Annotated in this window: 19 protein-coding genes; 5 read left to right on the forward strand and 14 right to left on the reverse strand. The window is 25.8% G+C overall.

Annotated features, from left to right (window positions below):
• Nucleotides 1-252: 252 nt before the first annotated feature.
• Together hcp and CSGHG_RS17585 are read right to left on the reverse strand one after the other, a co-directional pair.
• On the reverse strand, nucleotides 253-1,893 hold the full coding sequence (gene hcp / locus CSGHG_RS17580; protein WP_010299011.1) for a hydroxylamine reductase: 1,641 nt from the start codon (nucleotides 1,891-1,893) through the stop codon (nucleotides 253-255).
• Nucleotides 1,894-2,072: 179 nt separating this feature from the next.
• Complete coding sequence (locus tag CSGHG_RS17585; RefSeq protein WP_010299013.1) at nucleotides 2,073-2,264, reverse strand: hypothetical protein; 192 nt, start codon at nucleotides 2,262-2,264, stop codon at nucleotides 2,073-2,075.
• A gap of 269 nt (nucleotides 2,265-2,533) precedes the next feature.
• Between CSGHG_RS17585 and CSGHG_RS21285 the strand changes: the two genes are divergently transcribed.
• Nucleotides 2,534-4,051, forward strand: a complete 1,518-nt coding sequence (locus CSGHG_RS21285) for an amidohydrolase (RefSeq protein WP_010299018.1) — start codon at nucleotides 2,534-2,536, stop codon at nucleotides 4,049-4,051.
• Nucleotides 4,052-4,123: 72 nt separating this feature from the next.
• Here the strand turns inward: CSGHG_RS21285 and CSGHG_RS17595 are convergent, their stop codons facing one another.
• Nucleotides 4,124-5,095, reverse strand: a complete 972-nt coding sequence (locus CSGHG_RS17595) for a patatin-like phospholipase family protein (RefSeq protein WP_010299021.1) — start codon at nucleotides 5,093-5,095, stop codon at nucleotides 4,124-4,126.
• A gap of 377 nt (nucleotides 5,096-5,472) precedes the next feature.
• Here CSGHG_RS17595 and CSGHG_RS17600 point away from each other — a divergent pair, with 377 nt between their 5' ends.
• The gene (locus CSGHG_RS17600) at nucleotides 5,473-7,122 is read left to right on the forward strand and encodes a SulP family inorganic anion transporter (RefSeq protein WP_010299023.1); all 1,650 of its coding nucleotides are present in this window, start codon (nucleotides 5,473-5,475) and stop codon (nucleotides 7,120-7,122) included.
• A gap of 37 nt (nucleotides 7,123-7,159) precedes the next feature.
• On the opposite strand, the gene CSGHG_RS17605 is transcribed toward CSGHG_RS17600, so the two are convergent.
• The 10 genes from CSGHG_RS17605 to CSGHG_RS17645 form a co-directional block, all read right to left on the reverse strand.
• Nucleotides 7,160-8,659 (reverse strand): phytoene desaturase family protein, encoded by a 1,500-nt coding sequence (locus CSGHG_RS17605; RefSeq protein WP_010299026.1) that lies wholly within the window; start codon nucleotides 8,657-8,659, stop codon nucleotides 7,160-7,162.
• Between the two features lie 36 nt (nucleotides 8,660-8,695).
• The gene (locus CSGHG_RS17610) at nucleotides 8,696-9,337 is read right to left on the reverse strand and encodes an undecaprenyl diphosphate synthase family protein (protein WP_010299029.1); all 642 of its coding nucleotides are present in this window, start codon (nucleotides 9,335-9,337) and stop codon (nucleotides 8,696-8,698) included.
• Nucleotides 9,338-9,569: 232 nt separating this feature from the next.
• On the reverse strand, nucleotides 9,570-10,829 hold the full coding sequence (locus CSGHG_RS17615) for a Gfo/Idh/MocA family protein (protein ID WP_010299034.1): 1,260 nt from the start codon (nucleotides 10,827-10,829) through the stop codon (nucleotides 9,570-9,572).
• A gap of 49 nt (nucleotides 10,830-10,878) precedes the next feature.
• The gene (nagA, locus tag CSGHG_RS17620; RefSeq protein WP_010299036.1) at nucleotides 10,879-11,973 is read right to left on the reverse strand and encodes an N-acetylglucosamine-6-phosphate deacetylase; all 1,095 of its coding nucleotides are present in this window, start codon (nucleotides 11,971-11,973) and stop codon (nucleotides 10,879-10,881) included.
• A gap of 330 nt (nucleotides 11,974-12,303) precedes the next feature.
• Nucleotides 12,304-13,230 carry a 1-phosphofructokinase gene (gene pfkB, locus CSGHG_RS17625; protein ID WP_010299039.1) on the reverse strand — a complete coding sequence of 309 codons (927 nt, stop codon included), beginning with the start codon at nucleotides 13,228-13,230 and terminating at the stop codon, nucleotides 12,304-12,306.
• 5 nt (nucleotides 13,231-13,235) lie between these two features.
• Nucleotides 13,236-14,087 (reverse strand): class II fructose-bisphosphate aldolase, encoded by an 852-nt coding sequence (locus tag CSGHG_RS17630; protein WP_010299042.1) that lies wholly within the window; start codon nucleotides 14,085-14,087, stop codon nucleotides 13,236-13,238.
• Between the two features lie 240 nt (nucleotides 14,088-14,327).
• On the reverse strand, nucleotides 14,328-15,506 hold the full coding sequence (locus tag CSGHG_RS17635; protein ID WP_010299044.1) for an SIS domain-containing protein: 1,179 nt from the start codon (nucleotides 15,504-15,506) through the stop codon (nucleotides 14,328-14,330).
• A gap of 13 nt (nucleotides 15,507-15,519) precedes the next feature.
• Nucleotides 15,520-15,966 carry a hypothetical protein gene (locus tag CSGHG_RS22200; RefSeq protein WP_052314814.1) on the reverse strand — a complete coding sequence of 149 codons (447 nt, stop codon included), beginning with the start codon at nucleotides 15,964-15,966 and terminating at the stop codon, nucleotides 15,520-15,522.
• A gap of 31 nt (nucleotides 15,967-15,997) precedes the next feature.
• On the reverse strand, nucleotides 15,998-16,507 hold the full coding sequence (locus CSGHG_RS22205; protein ID WP_052314815.1) for an N-acetylglucosamine kinase: 510 nt from the start codon (nucleotides 16,505-16,507) through the stop codon (nucleotides 15,998-16,000).
• 386 nt (nucleotides 16,508-16,893) lie between these two features.
• Nucleotides 16,894-17,985 carry a HEAT repeat domain-containing protein gene (locus CSGHG_RS17645; RefSeq protein ID WP_010299047.1) on the reverse strand — a complete coding sequence of 364 codons (1,092 nt, stop codon included), beginning with the start codon at nucleotides 17,983-17,985 and terminating at the stop codon, nucleotides 16,894-16,896.
• A gap of 377 nt (nucleotides 17,986-18,362) precedes the next feature.
• On the opposite strand from CSGHG_RS17645, the gene CSGHG_RS17650 reads away from it, so the two are divergent.
• From CSGHG_RS17650 to CSGHG_RS23440, 3 genes are all read left to right on the forward strand, one after another.
• Nucleotides 18,363-19,439 (forward strand): M24 family metallopeptidase, encoded by a 1,077-nt coding sequence (locus tag CSGHG_RS17650; protein WP_010299052.1) that lies wholly within the window; start codon nucleotides 18,363-18,365, stop codon nucleotides 19,437-19,439.
• A 186-nt stretch (nucleotides 19,440-19,625) separates the two neighbouring features.
• Nucleotides 19,626-20,423, forward strand: coding sequence for an N-acetylmuramoyl-L-alanine amidase (locus CSGHG_RS21295; RefSeq protein WP_010299056.1), 798 nt, complete (start codon nucleotides 19,626-19,628; stop codon nucleotides 20,421-20,423).
• Nucleotides 20,424-20,724: 301 nt separating this feature from the next.
• Nucleotides 20,725-21,003: a hypothetical protein gene (locus CSGHG_RS23440; RefSeq protein ID WP_155844789.1), complete on the forward strand. Its 279-nt coding sequence runs from the start codon at nucleotides 20,725-20,727 to the stop codon at nucleotides 21,001-21,003.
• Nucleotides 21,004-21,301: 298 nt separating this feature from the next.
• Here the strand turns inward: CSGHG_RS23440 and CSGHG_RS23650 are convergent.
• On the reverse strand, nucleotides 21,302-21,492 hold a 191-nt coding region (locus tag CSGHG_RS23650; protein ID WP_010299059.1), incomplete at its 5' end, for a hypothetical protein.

The raw sequence follows: 21,492 nt of genomic DNA on the forward strand, positions 1-21,492 counted from the left end.
GTTGTATAAAGTTTCAACTATATTATTTTTAATTTTATAATTCATATTATGATGCAACATTGTTTAAGGTACTTATTTTACAGTTTTTCTATTACGGAGTAACTTTAATATAATAATTAACTTTTAAATAAAATAAAGAACACTGAAAGATTTCTTATCTTTCAATGTTCTTTGTTTTATAAGATTTCCAATTCCTAATTATATAGACAAAGTATCTGTGGTTACAATATCAATTTGTCCCTATATAAACACTTATTTTAAAAACATACTTAAATCATCTTCCACAGTTGTTATTGCACCAATATTAAATGTTTCTATTAAAATATTAGCTACATTTTGTGATAAAAATGCTGGTAATGTTGGTCCTAAGTGTATATTTTTTACACCTAAATGTAATAATGCAAGTAATACTATTACTGCCTTTTGTTCATACCATGCTATGTTATAGCATATAGGCAAATCGTTTATATCATTTAATTCAAATACTTCTTTTAATTTTAAAGCTATTAATGCAAGTGAGTATGAATCATTACATTGACCTGCATCTAGCACTCTTGGAATTCCATTTATATCACCCAGATTAAGTTTATTATATTTATATTTTGCACATCCTGCTGTTAATATAACAGTATCCTTTGGTAACTTTTCTGCAAATTCAGTATAATAATTTCTTGATTTTGCTCTGCCATCACAACCTGCCATTACAAAGAATTTTTTAATTGCTCCAGTTTTAACAGCTTCAACAATTTTATCTGAAAGTTGAAAAACTTGGTTGTGCGCAAATCCACCAATGATTTCTCCTGTTTCAATTTCTGTTGGACTATTGCACTTTTTAGCATGCTCTATAATTTGTGAGAAATTCTTAACCCCATTATTATTTTCATTTATATGTTTCAAATCTTTATGACCTACTATACCAGTAGTATATACTCTATCTTTATAGGATTCTTTTGGTGGTACTAAACAATTTGTTGTCATTAATATTGGCCCATTAAACTTTTCAAATTCTTCCGTCTGTTTCCACCATGCATTTCCATAATTACCTACTAAATGAGAATATTTTTTAAGTTGTGGATAATAATGTGCTGGTAACATTTCACTATGAGTATACACATCTACTCCTGTACCATCAGTTTGCTTTAACAATTCTTCAATATCTTTTAAATCATGACCACTTATTAATATTCCAGGATTATTTCTAACACCTATATTTACTTTTGTAATTGTAGGATTACCATAACTTTCAGTATTGGCCTTATCTAATAAAGCCATCCCTTCTACACCAAATCTACCAGTTTCTAAAGTTAATTCTATTAATTCATCTATAGTTAACTTATCATTTAATGTTGAAGCTAATGCCTTACTAATAAATGCATCTATATCTTTATTGTAATATTCTAATTGCCTAGCATGTTTTACATAAGCACATAATCCTTTAATACCATATGTTATCATCTCTCTTAAAGATCTTATATCTTCATTTTCTGTAGATAATACGCCAACAGTTTTAGATTTAGCTAACATTTCATCTTCTGTTACATAACTCCAACAAGCGGCTTGTGGTAATTTTTCTAGCCTTCCACCATTTTTTTCTATTTCTTTCTTTAAATTTTCTCTTAATTCTATTCCATATTTTATTCTTTCTATAAAAATACTTTCATCCCAATTTGCATTCGTTATAGTTGCAAATAATGATTCTATTATAAATTTATCTACAAGTTCATCTTCAACATTTATTTTTCTTCCAATCTCACTTACTGCAGAAATGCCTTTTACAACATAAACTAGTAAATCTTGAATATTAGCAAGTTTTTCACTTTTACCGCATACTCCCTTTATTGTACAGCCTTTACATCCTGCTGTTTCTTGACATTGATAACAAAACATACCCATATCTTTCAGCCTCCTAATTTTTTAGTTTATCTAAATATTTTATAAATTTATTTTCAATTTTTATTTAATTTGTAATTACTTTATGGCTTTATTATAGAGTCTACAAAGATAATTTTCGGTATCATATGTTACCTTTTTATAAATTTTTTATAATAAAAAAGAGTCCTATAATTTGAACTCTAATTTTCTTCTTTTTTTGTAATTTTGATTATTAAACTTTCATCTATTAACTCACTTTTACTAAATCCCTTTTTAAAATATCTTATCTGTTTATATTTTGTTCCATTCATATTAAAATCTAGTACATCTATTCTGTCACCTGTATATGTTACAGGCTCCTTTTTATCTTTTAATTTTATAATAACTTCCATAATGTATTCCTCCATTTTAACTTTGATTATTGTATTATAAATTATATCACAATTGAAATTTACTTTATATAAAAAACAATTATAATATACATATATACAACTTTGGGCAATACACTTTAATTATATATGAAAAAAGCTCCAATTTATTTAATAAATTCAAGATTTTTAGGGGGACGAGTTTATGAACACTTTATTTATTAATGGGAAAATTTTTTCTGCTAATAAAAATAATGATTTTTTTCAAGTTATAGGCATAAGAGAAAATATTATTGATTTTTTTAGGATATAACAAAGATATTAAAAATATTAACTCTAGTTATGACTCTATAATAGATCTTAACGGGAAACTAGTTGTTCCTGGTTTTAATGATAGTCATATACATCTATTAGGTTATGGTTATGCTAAGCATATAATTAATTTAAACAACTGCAAATCCTTTTATGAAATTATTAAAACTTCCAAAGATTATATATCTAAACATAAATATAATTTGCCTAAAGTAATTTTAGGTCGAGGATGGAATCAAGACAATTTAGTTGAAAAACTAATACCAACTAAAGAGATTTTAGATAAAATTTCCACAAACATTCCTATAATTTTTACAAGAGCCTGTGGACATATAGCAGTTTGTAACTCTAAAGCATTAAATTTATTATGTAACAATTTCAATGAAAATATTTTGCAAAATAATTTAGATTTTAAAAATGGCATTGTTAAAGAAGATGGCTTAACTCTATTAAATACACTTGTTGAAAATCCTACATTAAATGAATTAAAAGAAATGATTTTATCTACTTGTGATGAACTTATAATTAACGGTATAACTTCTGTTCAAAGTGATGATTTTTGTGCACTTCCAAAGCGCGATTGTAAATTAGTTTTACAAGCTTTTCAAGACTTAGCATCAGAAAATAAACTCCCTGTAAGAGTTTATGAGCAATGTCTATTCTCTAATATAAATGAATTTAAAACCCTAGTTAATAATAAAGATTTACAATTTCATAGTGGAAATAATTTTTTTAAACTAGGACCATTAAAATTACTTTTAGATGGTGCTCTTGGTGGAAGAACTGCTTATTTAAATAATCCTTACAAAGATGATTTAAATAACTGTGGTATCTCAAATTTATCAAAAAAAGAATTAGATGAATTTGTTAACTTTGCTAATAAAAATAAAATTCAAATAGCAGTGCATGCAATAGGTGATAAAGCAATAGATTGGGTTTTAGATTCCTACGATAAGTTTACAGAAAAACATAATCCCCTTAGACATGGAATTATTCATTGCCAATTAACTACCGAAAAGTCACTAAAAAAAATGGCTGATTTAAATACTTTAGCATATATTCAACCAATTTTTCTTAATTATGATATTCATATCGTAGAAAATCGCATAGGCTATGATAATGCTAAATTCACCTATGCTTTTAACACTATGAACAACCTTGGTATAAATATTTCAAGTGGTTCTGACGCTCCTGTAGAACATTTCAATGTTTTAAACGGTATTTACTGTGCTGTAAATCGAAAAGACTTATGCAAATATCCTAAAAATGGTTGGTTTAATGATGAATGCTTATCTGTTTTAGACTCTGTAAAATCTTTTACTATAAATGGATCTTATGCTTCTTTTGATGATAAAATTAAAGGTTCATTAGAAAAAGGAAAATTAGCAGATTTGGTTGTATTAAGTAAAAATATATTTGAAATCCATACTGAGTGCATTAAAGATACTTCAGTTTTATTAACTATGATAGATGGTATTATTAGATATAATAACTTGTAAAACCAAAATTAAAGGTGAAATTTTTCACCTTTAATTTTATTTTTTTATTTTAATATGTGTTTTACAATATTTTTATATATCTGAATTATTATCTAAGTCATTATTTTTTTCACACATTCCTAAAACATTTTTCATATTTCCAATGATTTTATTAATTCTATTAGAATTACTATTTTTCTCTAATACACTAATATTTGCATTTGTTTTTGCTGATATATTACTATCTTCTATAAATCTAGTTAGATTCATTATTGGACTAAATACATTTATAGTATCTTCATATCCAAGTTTGATACGTTTTTGCGCTCCTTCTATAGTAAAATCTAAAGTTCCACCTAAAACACCTTCTTCAATAATGGATGGAACTATGTCTATTATTGAAGTATTAGGAAATGCACTCTTATTAATCATGTTTCCTTTGGATAAATGTACTAAAATTATCAAATCACATCCTTCACCATATACAGGTTGAATAGGTAAATTATCAACTATTCCTCCATCTAAATATTGGGTATATTCTATTTCTTCACATTCATATATCATAGGCAACGCAGATGTTGCTAATAATATTTTTTTTATATCTTCCTTTTCTTTATTATTTATATAAAAGTATTTAGGCATTAATGTGGAAACTTCTGTACATGCAACATAACAACTTTTGTTACTATTTTTTATTATATCAAAATCTATTTTTTCCATAATTTCTATAAGTCCATCTTTAGATATGTTTCCACCTACTATAACTTTAGGCATATGTTTTTTTATAAATGCTATATTCTTCAACCCTAAAGCTAATAACATACCTTTTTTAGTTAAATCTTTTTCATTTACTGGTAATATTTTTTCCTTGGTTATATTTCTCCACATATTTTCTGCTAATTCTAAATCATTTTGCATAAATAAAATTGCGTTTAAAGCTCCGATTGATGTTCCTGAAATTATATTAATATATTTATCTATTTCCAGTTCTTTCAAAGCTTTCCAAACTCCTATTTGATAAGCTCCTTTAGCACCACCACCAGCTAGAACCATACCTATTTTCATAAAAAAATATAACCTCCTATATATAAATTTATACTATAAAATCAAATTGATATTACAATTTATTACCTCTTATTACCAATATATTATCTTTATTTAATATTGTGTGGTGTAATGACATATTATTATTATTGATTTAAACTAAAATTTTAGTTTATTCTTATAAAAATTTAAGTTATTTTCATATTAATTGCTGATTTTTAAAGTTAATAGCTTAAATTTTTGCTTTAAATTAAATATTTTATTAATTTTCTCTTGAAGATTTTTTTGAAAGGACTATAATAATATATGGTTTGTTAAAATCATATATTTTTTGCATTACAGTTTGAATTAATTGGATTTAATTCCTTTTATTTAAATAATCACAAGGAGGCAGTTAAATGACACAACCTAAACTTTTACATCTTTTTAGAAAAAAAAGTTTTTCTAAAGAGCAATTTTTCAAAGATATGATAGCTGGAATAATAGTAGCTATTATAGCATTACCACTTTCTATAGCCCTTGGTATATCATCAGGTGTAAGTCCTGAAAAGGGTCTCATAACCGCAATAATAGCAGGTTTTTTTATTTCTTTCTTAGGGGGTAGCAGTGTCCAAATTGGTGGGCCTACAGGAGCATTTGTTGTAATTGTTTATGGAATTATTGAACAATATGGCATTGAAGGATTAATAATTGCTACACTGATGTCTGGTATAATTCTTGTAATATTAGGCCTTTTAAGGTTAGGTTCTCTTATTAAATTCATACCATATCCTATAACAGTAGGGTTTACAGCTGGTATTGCAGTAACTTTGTTTACTACTCAAATCAAAGACTTTCTAGGACTTTCTATTGATAAAGTACCTTCTGAGTTTATACCTAAGGTAATTTCCTTTATATCAAATATAAATACTATAAATTTTACAGCATTATTACTAGGAATTGCTTCTATTGCTATAATCCTTTTATGGCCAAAAATAAATAAGACCATTCCTGGTTCATTAATCGCGCTTATTATTACAACATTAGTAGTATGTATATTTGATTTGCCTGTAGCAACAATAGGTAGTCAATTTGGTCAAATAAGTTCTAAATTTCCAAGTCCATCAATACCAAATGTTAACTTAAACACAATTTTAAGTCTTATAAAACCAGCATTTACAATTGCTATACTTGCTGGAATAGAATCTCTTTTATCTGCTGTTGTTTCAGATAAAATGATTAATGATAAACATGATTCAAACATGGAACTTATAGGACAAGGTGTTGCAAATATTTTTTCAGGTTTATTTGGTGGAATTCCAGCTACTGGAGCTATAGCAAGAACTGCCGCAAATGTTAAAAACGGCGGAAGAACTCCAATTTCTGGAATAATACATGCAATTACTTTATTTTTAATAATGAAAATATTTATGCCTTATGCTAAATTTATACCATTAACAACTCTTGCTGCTATTCTTATGATTGTTTCCTATAATATGGGTGATTGGAGTTGCTTTAAATCAATGCTGAAAGCACCTAAAAGTGATATTTTAATATTATTTACCACATTTATCTTAACTGTTGTTTTTGATTTAGTTATAGCTATAGAAGTAGGAATGGTTATAACTATGTGTTTATTTATAAGAAAAATGTCGCTACATACCAAAGTAAACCATTTACCAATAGAAGAAAGTGTACATGATTCTTTAAAAGATCACATAATGATTTATGATATAGATGGACCATTATTTTTTGGTGCTACTGATACTTTTCATGATAGTATAAACAATATAATAGGAAAACATCGCTCTAAAAAAATATTAATACTTAACATGGATAAATCTAAACTTATGGATATTACAGCATATACTGCTTTAGAATCTATAGAAGAGTTTTGTACTGAGAATAAGATTAGACTTATTTTATCTCAAGTTCATCAACAACCTATGAAGGTTATTACTAATATGGGCTTATTAAAAAGAATTGATAAAAATAATATTACAGTATCCTTAAATGAAGCTGTAGAATTAGCTAATTCTATATTAATAAAGCAAAAAGTTATTGCATAACAAAAAAAGCTGTCTAAAAAGGCAGCTTTTTTGTTGTTTAATTATAATTTTTGAAATCTTTTAAAATTTCATCAGTAACTATTTTGCTTGATTTTAAAACCATTGCTACCCCTGCTCCAGGGTGTATTGAATCACCGACAAAATATAAATTTTTTAATTTTTCTATTTTACACTGTGGCCTAAACCAATTTGTCTGACTTAATGTAGGACTAATCCCAAAAGCACAGCCATTAAAACAATTAAATTTACTTTCTAAATCTTTTGGTGTTAAATAGTTTTCATATATTATATGTTCTTTCAAATCTTGTAAACCATCTATAGATAATAAAATAGATAATATTTTTTCTTTCAAAAGTATTATAGTGTTTTCATTCCATTCTACAGAATTTTTGCATAAATTTGGAACTCTAACTATAATATTTAATATTTCTTCTCCATTTTTATTTATTGTATTATCTATTTTACTAGGACAATAAATATAAATTGATGGATCTATAGGTAATTCACCTATAAATATCTTTTGCGTATTATCTTTAAAATTTTTATTTAAATATATGTTATGAACTTTTAAAATATCATATTTCTTATTTAATGCTAAATACATTATAAAAGTAGAACAAGTATACTGTATTTTTTTCATAGTATATTTTTCAATTTTTAATTGTGAGTTGTTCTCGCTTAAAAGTTTTTCTATTGTATATGAAAAATCACTATTACAAACTACTAAATCGCACTTTTCTAACCCTTTGTTTGTTATTACACCAACAACTTTATTATCCTCTATATGTATTTTTTCTACATTTTTTCCACACTCTATTTCTCCACCTAACTCTAATATAAATTTTTCTAATACTTCTACGTACCTATACATTCCCCCTTCAATATGCCATAATCCATGGAGCTGAGATATCATAGGAATTAATGTATAAATACTAGGTCCATCAAAAGGAGATATTCCAACATACATACTTTGAAAAGCTAAAAATTCTGTAAGTATATTATTATCTATAAACTTCTTGATATAATGATATGAGCAATTACTAGTTTTTAAACTTTCTATCACTTTAATATTTTTAGGTTTTAAAATTTTAAATTTATTTATTTGGCTTTTACATAAAAAATAGTTATTTGCAGCTATATAATGTTTATATGTATCCCCTAAAAATTTAATATATCCATAAGAATCCTTTTGTGAAAAATCTTTTAATGTATTCATAAGTTTATATAACTCATTATTAAAATCATAATATTTATTTTCATGTGAAAATACCCTATATATAGGATTTATACTTTTCACATTAAAAAACATACTAAAATCCTTGTCAATATATTCTATTAGCTCCTTATAAGGTTCTATAATCATTAATATAGAAGCTGTTAAGTCAAATTTAAAATTCTTTTCTTTTAATAAATTAACTTTTCCTCCCACCCTGCATTCTTTTTCTATAATTTTGACATCATAACCATTTTTCAATAGCCTTAAACCAGTTGCTAATCCTCCAATTCCGCCACCTATAACTATTACTTTTTCACTCATAAAAAAACCTTCTTACTAATAGAATTCATTTATAAATTAACCACCTAAAGTCACATCTTGTGTATCATACCAATTTAATGCATCTAAAAAGTGTTGTTTTTCAAATTCTGGCCAAAATTTATCTATAACATAAAAATCAGCATATACAGATTGAACTGGTAAAAAACCACTAAGCCTTCGTCTTCCACCCCAACGTATTATAAGATCAATTCTTGAAACTTCTTTTGATTTAATATTATTATTAATATTTTTTCTATTTATATCTGCTATTTTTAATTCATTTAAATCCCATTCCCATCCATAATTTACTAAAAAATTTACTTTTATTCCACCTTTTCCAAAAACTTTTCTTTTAGTAAAGGGTACCAATTCTTTTGGAAATACAGGCGATTCAGTATTACCAACTACCAAAAGTTCTGCATTTTCTTTTGACAATATGTTTACAGCACTTATACATGCATCTATAAAAGCTTTTTTTTGATTTGCAGGTCTTTTAGTATTGTCTGTTGTAAATCCATAATAAGTAATTTCTTCTATTCCTAATTCCTCGCAAGTCTTAAAAAGCGCTAATCCTGGGTTTATACCAGATTCATACCCATCCTCTTTGTTAAGACCATTTGATACTGCCCATCTCCTGTTTCCATCTGGGATTATACCTATATGTTTTGGTAATCTCATAAAATTCACCTCTTATAAATTAAGTCTATTCATATTAATTCTTACCAAATATAAAAAATATAATCTTTAAATAAGTATTATTTTTGTGCATTTTAAAATAAATAACTTCATATTATATGCTTCGCTTTCACACAAAAATGGAGCTGTTTCTTTTTAACCTATATCAGTTAAATTTACAACAGCTCCACTTTTATATTTAAATTATTAAAATAAATCATACATTAAATATTAATTATATACCTTCTATTTTATTATTCCAAAATTCACTCATATTAACAACTTTCCCAGTTACCCTAGATTCTTCTGCTGCAAAGGCCATAACATGGCTCTCTACAGATTTTATAGCAGGGGTTTTTGCTTCACCATCTTTCCCTCCTACTAATGCTATAAAATCCTCCATTATTTTTGTATCGCCACCTAAATGACCACTTTCAACAACCTCAGGAATTATAGTCTTCCAATCATTTTCTGTAAATTTCTTAACTTCTATTACATTTTTACCATCATGAGCTCTTACTTCACCATTAGTAAACATAAGCTTTAAAGTTCTATTACAATCCTGTGTAAATGCACTTAGATTAAAAGTTGCTGTTATATTATTCTCAAACTCTAATATAGTTACCATATGATCAACAACATTATTATCACACTTATAGACACATCTTCCATAAGGCCCACTTTTTAAAGCTTCTTTTAAATTTTCTTTTGTTGGTACCGGATGTACTACAGTTTTAAATATAGGTTTTTCGCCTAAATATAATTTCACTGCTGAATATGGACATTCTTCCTTATATTTACACTCTATACATTTGTCAGTCATTCCTTCTTTAAAATTTGAATTATTCATGTGAGATAACTCACCGAATGATGCTATTTTTCTACAGCTCGAATTAGAAAACCATAAAAGTATATCCATATCATGACAACTTTTTGCAAGTATTAATGGACTAGTTTCATTACTGTTCCGCCAATTTCCTCTTGTAAAACTATGTGCAAAATGCCAGTAACCTATATTTTCATTATGTTGTATATTTACTAAATCACCTAATTCCTTTGAATCTATAATTGCCTTTAGCTTGCTGAAAAATGGCGTATATCTTAATACATGACATATCATAAATATTTGATTTTCATATTTTTGGGCAAGTTCTCCAAGTTTTATAATATCCTTTAATTTATTGCTCATAGGCTTTTCTAGTAATACATTATAACCCTTTTCTAAAGCTATTTTAGTTGGCTCATAATGTGATTCATCATTATTTGCTATTATTATTGCATCTGCCAGCCTTTCTTTTTTTAATAATTCTTCCCAATGTGAAAAAGTATTCTCATCATTTATGTTATATTCTTCTTTAAATTGATTTCTTCTAATATGATTTGGCTCAGCTACTGCTACAAATTCTAAAAGTTCTTCATTTTCTTTTGCATATGGTGCATATGCATACATACCTCTTGCCCCGGCACCTACCAATGCCACTTTGACCTTTTTCATTATAATTCCCCCAATGTTAAAACAAAATTATGTCATAAATAATATTTCTTTATTTATAAAATACAATCTTTCCTTTTTTATATGTTCTAATCACATCTAAATTTTCATCTAATATACAAATATCAGCTTCTTTTCCTAAATCTAAAGTTCCCTTTCTATTATTTATACCTAATCTTATTGATGCATTAGTACTTGTCATCGCCACAGCATCTTCTAAAGAACAATTTGTGTAATTAATTATATTCTTAAAAGCATCATTCATTGAAATTGTACTTCCTGCTAAATTGCCTGATTTTAATCTTGCTTCATTACCTTTTTTTATAACATCTAATCCACCTAATTTATATATTCCATCTTTAAGCCCTCTAGCTCTCATAGAATCTGTTATCAATATAATTTTATCACTACCTTTTAATTTTAATGTTGTTTTTACTACATCTTTATTTACATGTATACCATCACATATCATCTCTATCATGATGTTATCAAAATATAAACCTGCTGTAACTACCCCTGGATTTCTATGACTATGGCTACTACATCCATTATAAAAGTGAGTTATATTAAAATCCCTTATTTTTAATGCTTCACTAATTTTCTCAAAATTAGAATCACTATGACCTATTGAAGAAACTATGTTTTTACTTTTAAGATATTTAGTAAATAGAAAATCAATATCATTTTCTATAGCATAAGTTACTATTTTTATATTTTTGCATGTCTCCTCAAACTTTTTAAAATCCTCTATATTAGGATTAACTATTAAGTGTTCATCATGAGCTCCTTTAAAACTTTTATTTAAAAATGGTCCTTCTAAATGAACTCCTAATACTTCAGCTCCACAATCATTAAAATTTTTCATATAATAATCTATTGTCTTTAAGGATTTTTCTATGTTTTCTTTACTTTCTGTTAATGTTGTAGGATAAAAAGATGTAGTGCCACTTTTCAAACTTTCTTTAGCAATACACTTTAACCCATCAACATCACCGTCCATAGCATCTTTATTAAATCCACCATGAGTATGAATATCAATAAATCCTGGCACAGCTATACAATTTTTAGGTATTTCAATTTTTTCACCATATTTACTTATACATCCATACATTGTGTATATATAACCTTTTTTTATGACTTTACTCATAACACACCTCCATGTATTATAGGGAAACAAGCTCGCATTTAAATTTATTCAATAGCTTTAAAATATTTTTATACAAAATGTAGCGTTGAATTCTAAGTGATTCGGAGCATGTCTCACTATTTTAGGTATCCAAGTTTTGGCACAAGTAATTTTAAAAGTCAACTTGGAACGATATATAAAGAAAAATAAACTCCAATTTAAATTTATTCATTATTACTTTTTAATAATGTAATTTCGTAATTTTCAGACTTATATTTACTCCTGTGATTGTATATCTATAGTTAGAGAATCTTCAACTTAAAGCTAAAGCAATTTTATATAAGTGAAAAACTAAAGTCTTATTATATCTATTTCTTTTTTTATTTTATTTACTATATTGTAATCTACCTTCCCTGTTTCTAAATACATAGCATTGCTTATTCCACAACTATTAGCTAATTTTAAGATATCTTCAATAGGATATTTACTTTCAATTCCTACAGCTAATCCAGCAACAACAGCATCACCACAACCAACAGTACTTGTTATGTTTATCTTAGGTATTTTTACTAAATAATTTCCTAAATCACCTACGAAAATCATTCCATCTCCTCCTAATGATACGGCTACATTTTTGGCTCCCATATTTTTCACAATATTAGCACCATTAACTACTTCTTCAATTGAATTTATTTTTATTTTAAGTAATTGCTCTAATTCTTTCTTATTAGGTTTTATGAGAAATGGTTTGCTATTCAATCCATATTCAAGAAATTTTCCACTTGTGTCTAAAATAAATTTCACATTATATTCTTTACATTTTTCTCCTATATTTCTATAATAATTTTCAGGCAGTCCTTTAGGTAAACTGCCTGATGCTACTAATATATCACTTTTAATCAATTCAGTTTCTAATAGATTTTCAAACTTTTCTCTATCACTTACTGTTATCGTTGGACCACTTTCTAATATTTCTGTAGATATTCCTTTAGCAGTAATAATGTTAATGCATTGTCTTGTATTATCATTGATTTTTATAAAATTTGTATTTATTTTCTTATGTTTTAATTGATCATTTATTATATTACCATTTACTCCACCTAAAAACCCTATACAGTTAACCCTCTCACCTATTTCATTACAAACCTTTGCAACATTTATTCCTTTACCCCCTGGTGTTTTGTAATATTTTAAACATCTATGAACTTGTCCAATTTCCAAATCTTCAATGAAATAAGAAATATCAATTGAAGGATTCATTGTTATAATAGTTATCATAACTTCTATATCCTATTATAACTATTGCAAAGAATTATTTTTTCTTTTACAACATTACAAATTGCTTCTTTTCCATAAGGAACATATTTTCTTAAATCTATACAATTAGGATTTTTAAATAAATAATTCTTTATAGCATTTGTAAAAGGGACTTTTAATTCAGTTGCTATATTTATTTTATTTATTCCTAAAGCTATAGACTTTCTTATATCTTTTTCATTTATCCCTGATGCACCATGAAGTACCAGTGGTAGATCTACACTGCTTTTTATTTCTTTTAATCGTTGAAAATTCAATTTAGGCTCTTTTATATATAATCCATGAGCAGTTCCAATAGAAATAGCTAAAGAATCTATATTGGTTTCATTAACAAATTTTATAGATTCTTTTACATTGGTAAAAAACTCCTCTCCTTCTAACTTTTCTAAATCATTAGTCATAACTACCCTTCCAAGTTCTGCTTCAACAGTTACACCTTTTAAGTGTGCATAATCTGTTATCTCCTTAACCAAAGCTATATTCTTTTCTAGGTTTAATTTAGAACCATCTATCATAATAGATTTAAATCCTAAATCTATGCTTTCTTTTAAGTCATCTATATTTTCATGATGATCCAAATGAAATACCATTGGTATAGTGCTTTTTTTCATAGCACTATTTGCTAATCCCAGTATATAATCTTTTCCACAATACTCTATACTCGAGGGGCTTATAGCTAAAATTACTGGTGACTTTAAAAATTCACACCCTCTTATTATACTTTGCAGTGTTTCCATATTATAAAAATTAAAAGCTGGAATAGCATATCCATTTTTTTTTGCATCTAAAAGCAACTTCTTACTATTAATAAATTCCATATAACACCTCATAAACCTTCAACTTAATTTTTTATTTTTCAAAATATGGGGTTCCAAGTTAAACTTTAAAATTATTCATTTATCAAATGAGAAAACTCAAATTAATATTTTATCAATAACTAACAGATTATTTTAGTTAAAAGTTAAGAGTGAATAGTGAAGAGTTGTAGTTATTTTTCTCAACTGATAACAAAAATTTGATGAATAAATTTAAATTGGAGCTTGTTCCCCTATATATCATCATTTTTCAAAGTCAAATTCATATATATTAACTCCTTTTACAACTCTATTAACAACCCCACTTGGACAGGGATTATCAATATTTATCCCCAAACTCCATGCTTTATAAAATGCTAAAAATTGTCCAACTATTATATATTGTAGTGATTGTATAATATCAGTATAATTATCTTCTATAAGGGTATTAAAATTTAATAAATAGTCATAAAATCCTTCTATTTCATTTAACTCTTCTCCAACTGCAATTATAATATTTTCTTTCTTTTCACTATGCATTTCTTTTAATAAATCAATTTCATATTTTCTTTTATGCTTATCTTTTGAAATATAAAAAACAGTCACTGTTTTATCATTTATAACTGACTTTGGACCATGTCTAAATCCTAATGCAGTATCATAACTAGAATTTACCTTTCCATTAGTAAGCTCTAGCATTTTAAGTGCAGACTCTCTAGCTATTCCTTTTAAAACCCCTGTTCCTATATAAACTATCCTTTCAAATTCTTTCATTGCTATGTTTTTTATATTATTTATATTATTTGTTATAAACTTTTCATTTAAATTTATACAGTATTTAATACTAGATATAAGATTATCTATATTATTAATTTCAAATATTCCAATTGCAGTTAAAAGCATTGTAGTAAAACTACTAGTCATTGCAAATCCTATATCATTACATTGTTTAGGCATTAATACAGTCAAATCTTCATCACTATTTGTAAATTTTCTATACAAATTTCCACTTTTATTACAAGTTATAATTATTTGATTTAATTTTTTCACTATTTTTTCAGCAATACTCACAGTTGCAACACTTTCAGGACTATTTCCTGATCTTGCAAAAGATACCATTATAGTTTCTGTATCCTCATACAAATATTCTAATGGATTTAATACTATGTCTGTTGTAGCTATACATTCTACAGATTTTTTAAACTTTTTACTTAAATATGGTGCAATAACTTGTCCCACAAAAGCTGAACTACCAGCACCAGTTAAAATTATTCTGGTTTCTTTTTTATTGAATTTTTTTAAAAAATTTTGTATTTTATAAGCTTGATTTTTTATATTATCTAAACTTTGCATCCAAACTTCATTTTGTTGAAATATTTCTTTTAGTGTATAATACGAATTTCTTTCTTTTAATTTTTCTAATGTAATTCCTACTTTTTCCACAATATACCTCCTATTATATAATATGTTCATTTTGCTTACATAACATTAAATTATCAATAAAGTTATTAACCTTATTTATATCACTATTAACACTCTTAAACGCCATTAAGCAAGCACCTAGCTCTGGAGGAAGTATTGGTTTTACTAAAGTAATATTCTCATAGCATAAACTATTCATTAGTGGTGTAAGTATTAAGTTTTTTGATTTAAATACTCCTCCTGAATAAGACAAAAGTATTTCTTCATCCACTTTGAAATTTTTAATAAGCGCCTTTACAATATTACTTAACTCCAAGGCAGCTTTGGTAAATACATTTTTACATAATGCATCTCCTCTAGTTGCTGCTTCAAAACATAATTTTGATATTTTTGCTATTTCTTTTCTTTTATCTATTAAGTCATTAGTAAAATATTTTATAATATCAAAGTTGTTGTTTAAATTAAAGTATTTTTTAATCAAGTAATATAATAATGTCTTTTCATATCTTCCATCACACTGTTTTGAAAAAAATCTCTAAAGTTTTCTTTCCTATCCAATAGGCTGACCCTTCATCTCCAAATTCTGGACCCCAACCACCAACTCGAGTTATTACACCCTCCTCATTTAAAGAAATACCAATTGAACCAGTTCCACTTACAATATGAATTCCTTTTTTTCCAATAAGAGATCCATTAATACTTATTATTCCATCATTTTCAACTATAAATTTTTTAACAAAATGAAACTCTTCTTTAACTATTTGATCTATAATTTTCGTTACATTTACTACTTCTTTATAACTTGGTATTCCTAAACCTACAACAATATCATCTTTTTTTATATCATTTATATTGCATAAAATTTCTTCCATCAACTGATGTAGTACTGTTTTTATACCATCTTTTCCTATTTGATAATAATTTAAACTTCCTTTATACATTGTATATTTAATTTTTCCATATTCATCACATAATACTGCTTTTGTTTTACTTCCCCCTCCATCTATTCCTAAAAAATACAAAATCTCATCTCCTAAAAAGTAGATTTTAAATCTTATACTTTCCTTTCAAAATTTACTTAAAGTATCTACCTAGTTCCTTTAGAAAGTTTTATTTACTTGTATCATTATATGGTTCAATCTATTTCAAAACTTGGATACCCAAAATAGTGAGACATGCTCTGAATCAACCAAATTCAATATTACATTTTGTATAAAATTATTAAACAAATTTAAATTAGAGCTCGTTTCCCTATATTTATATATATTATAAAAATATAAATTATACCTATATTTTTTATTTATATATGTTATGTGATTCCACAATCTTAATTTAAATTAAAATAAAAAGGATGTTTCAAAACAAAATTCAATTTTATTTTGAAACATCCAAATTATAATAAACTTAATTATAAACTTAAATTAACATCTTTTAAATCATCTAATTTATATTCCACTCGACGCTGTAAACAATCTATATTTTTAATTTTAACATTATTTATTTTTGCAGTAGCTAATAACTCTCTTTTTAAATTTAATATACTTTTATTATAGTTTTCATTTTTAACAATATCAGCTATATAATCAATATATTTAACTTCATAACTTTTACATAATGCTGATGCTAATACTCCTCTCATTGTTTTTGTATTTTCTTTTTCAAGCAATTTAAAACATGTTTCTGCTGAAAAATCTGTTTTAATACTCTCAAATACCATTGATATATATAATCTAATTGACGTATTATTGCATTCTAACATTTTTTTATAAACAGCTTGTACAACTGTATCTCCACCAATTTTACTTAAAGCTTCTCCTATAACTTCATTAGTTAAATCATCATTTTCTTTTAATTTTGAAATTAAAATATTTATACAACTTTTATTCCTTAATTCACCTAATATATAAACTAAATAAATTATATAATACTTGCTATTTTCATTTTTTAATTCTTTGATAATATAATCCAAATTTAAATCTTTCCTATCACTTAAGATTTTACCTATATTTATTCCTTTATTATAATCAAAGTCATTTTCTTTTCTTTCTTCATTGTTTTTTGCTAAATCTTTTAATTGTTTTAATAAGTTTTCAGTTGAACATTCATCTAAAGTTTTTAATTTATTATAATGCTCAAATAATTCCAAACTACTATCTTTATTAATAAAAATTTTTTCTTGTATTTTATCATAAAAACTTTCTATAATATCAATTCCTTGTTTAATTGTTAATGTCACTATGTTATTTTTAAAATATATATCTTCACCATAATCTAAACTCATTAGTTTATTAATTTGAGTTTCGTTAACATTTAAATTTTCACAATTAGCCATTAAATAATTTCTTTCAAAAGAATCGTCATACTTTCTTATGGCATCAATAACCCTATCAATAATCTCATTATCCCTAGAGTAACTCTCATTAAAATAACTTAATGCTGCACATCTAACAATAAAATCATTAGAGTTAATTAAATCTTTCATATAATTCTCATTTACCATTAAAATGCACTCCCTCCTAATATTAAAGAAATTTAGTTATTTTACAAACCAATGTAAATATTTTGTAATCATTTACATTATTATACTACATACTTATTAATATAACATAAACAATATGTAAATTATGTAAATTATTTTAACTCATATATTTATCTTATAATTTTTATACATAAAACACATAAATAAATTAAAGATTTATTAATAAGGTTAATAAATCTTTAATTTATTTGTATATTTTTAATTAAATATATATTACAATTATTATATATATGGTTATTAGTTTATTTGTTAAATTATTTTTTTAACTTAAAAAACCATATAATTATGTAGGTTTAATTAAATTTTAAATTAATATAAATGTATTGGAGGAGATTATTTTGAAACAAAATAGACTTAACAAAGTTATAGAGGGAATGAATGATAGAAAAATAACTCAACTGCTAATATCTGATCCAGCAGCCATTTTTTACTTAACTGGAAAGTGGATTCATCCTGGTGAAAGATTGTTAGCATTATATTTAAATATTAATGGGGATCATAGATTATTTATAAACAAATTATTCCCTGTACAGGAAGACTTAGGTGTTGAAAAAGTTTGGTTTGACGATAATAGTGATGCTGTAGAAATAATAAATAACTACATAGACAAAGACAAAACTTTAGGTGTTGACAAAAATTGGCCTGCTCGTTTCCTTTTAAGACTTATGCAGCTTAAAGGTGATTCTAACATAGTAAATGGTTCTATAATAATTGATACTTGTAGAATGTTTAAAGATGAAGAAGAAAGAGACTTAATGAGAGCATCTTCTAAAATTAACGATATGGCTATGGAAAAAATACAAACTTATATAAAAGATGGACTTAGTGAAAAACAAATGGCTTCAAAACTTTTGGAAATATATGAAGATCTTGGAGCTGAAGGATTTTCCTTTGACCCTATAATAGCTTATGGAGCAAATGGTGCAGATCCACATCATTGTAATGATAATTCTATGGTTAAAGAGGGAGATTCTATAATTATAGATATGGGCTGTGTAAAAGATTCTTATTGTTCTGATATGACAAGAACTGTATTTTATAAGAATGTATCACCAAAATCTAAAGAAGTCTTTGAGACAGTACTTGAAGCTAATAAAAAAGCTATATCAATAATTAAACCTGGCGTAAGATTTTGTGATATAGATAAAGCTGCTAGAGATTATATTGATTCTAAAGGATATGGCAAATACTTCACTCATAGAACTGGTCATTCAATTGGACTTGAAGTTCATGATCTTGGTGATGTATCTTCTGTTAATACTGATGCTGTTCAACCAGGAATGATATTTTCAATTGAACCTGGAATATATATTCCAGGTGAAGTTGGAGTGAGAATAGAAGATTTAGTTCTAGTTACAGAAGATGGTTGTGAAATTTTAAATGAATTTAATAAAGAATTAGTAGTTATAGGATAATTTTTAATGTACTATTCTTAGAATAAATTTTATTATTTTGAGATAGTACATTTTTTATTTATATAATATAAAATTTAATTTATTATTTTAAGTCATAAATTATACACTAACATAAATATATTATCATATTATATTATGTAAAGTATCTTATATAGAAAATGTACTGATATAAAAGAGGTGCAAATTATGAAAATTGGGGGAAGATCTGGTCATAATCCATTAGCTCCAGGTGCTAGTGGTATAATTGATGAAACTACTGAGGCTAGAAAAATATTCTTATATTCTAAAAAATATTTAGAAAAATCTCATCAATTTATAGATTGTTACCCTGGGAATATGAATGACGCTAATATAGAATTAATGTGGGGTATAAATAAAGCTAATTCATCAAATGTAGATTTTTTCTATTCTATTCATTTAAATAAAGCGTATGATTCATACAACGGGGCTATTGGTTCAGAAATTTGGGTTCATCCAAATTGTAGCCAAGCTACTAAAGATAAAGCTAATAGAATATTGAGTAATTTTCAAAAACTTGGCTTTATCAATAGAGGCATTAAATTTTCAACTGAACTTGCAGAACTCAACTCTACTTCTATGGAAGCTATGATAGTAGAATGTTTTTTCTGTGAAGCAGTAAAAGATGTTGAATTATATAAAAAATTTGGTGAAGATAAATTAGGTTTTGCTATAGCAAATGGAATTGATCCTACAATACAAAACTCTACACCAACACCTGAGGTGAATAAAATGAAAAATTTAATTATATATAATAATGATGTAGATAAAAGAGCTGCAGAATATTTAGCTGATTTTCTACTTTCTCCTGTAGTAAGAGAAAGTAATTATAACGCCGCTACAATGCCTGCTGAAAAGATTTTTGTAGTTGGTGGCGGTGTAAAAATTAAAGGTGATATTAGATTAGAAGGCAGCGATAGATATGAAACTATTAAGGCTGTTTTAAAATATATGAATAAATTATAAGGTATTTATAAAAAACAGGAATGGATATATGTCCATTCCTATTTTAAATAAAACTTTATACTTTATACTTTAAATTCTATAGTCCCTAATTAGATTGGACAATGTTAATTTAGATATTTACAATTATATTAATAAAACTAGAAGAGCTATAATATGTAAAAAGTTGTTTTTAAAAGAAATTTTTCAAAATAACAAATAATCATTTATGCTAAATAGGTTCTTGAATCTGATAGTAATTCTCTAATAGCTAAAAAACAAGAAATAACTTCAACATTAAGATTAATAAAAAATTAAAAAATTTATGAAAAACTTAAATTTGTTAGATTTAAATAGAAAATGCACTTTAAAACAAGTGTCATGCTTCTGCAAAATTAGAACAATAATAAAATCAAACCAATTATGCCAAATGGATATAAATCATGCGTTCATTGCTGTAACAAAGTTAACCACTTATATTACTTCTATAATTAATGCGTTTTATAGAAAATTTATACACACATCAATAGATTTATCTATAACTTATGAAGTTATGATAAAAGTATTATCTCTTTTGCAATTGGACATTCAAATAGTAATTTAGTATTTAAAACTTTTAATATAATTTACCCAAAGCATGTCTAGTTTATCACATTGCTACACAACACTTCTATCGAGAATATCAAAATCTGAAATAAAATTAAAAAGCTATGATAATCTGAACAAAATCATCGCAGATATCAAAAACATATTAACTTATAACATCTATAGATTATAAAATATATTTATTAGAGTCTGTGATACAAAATATAGCTAACCACAAAAGTGATTAGCTTATAATATTTTATTCTTTCAACCTTCTACTTAACACTTAGAAGATTATTAATTCTGTAAACTGCCATTTACTTAACTATTTGTAATTTTAATTCTGTTTCATTTCCATTACTATCTACAGCTTTTAGTAATATAAAGTCTCCATTTTTAACATCTTTAACATCTACTGAGAAATCATATCCATTTACTTCTGGTCCTACAGGTGTTGGATAATCTGATACTTTAATAAGTTCACCATTTACATAGAACTTATACCCCC

The sequence above is a fragment of the Clostridium senegalense JC122 genome (assembly GCF_000285575.1).
GTDB classification, from domain to species: Bacteria; Bacillota; Clostridia; order Clostridiales; family Clostridiaceae; genus Clostridium_J; species Clostridium_J senegalense.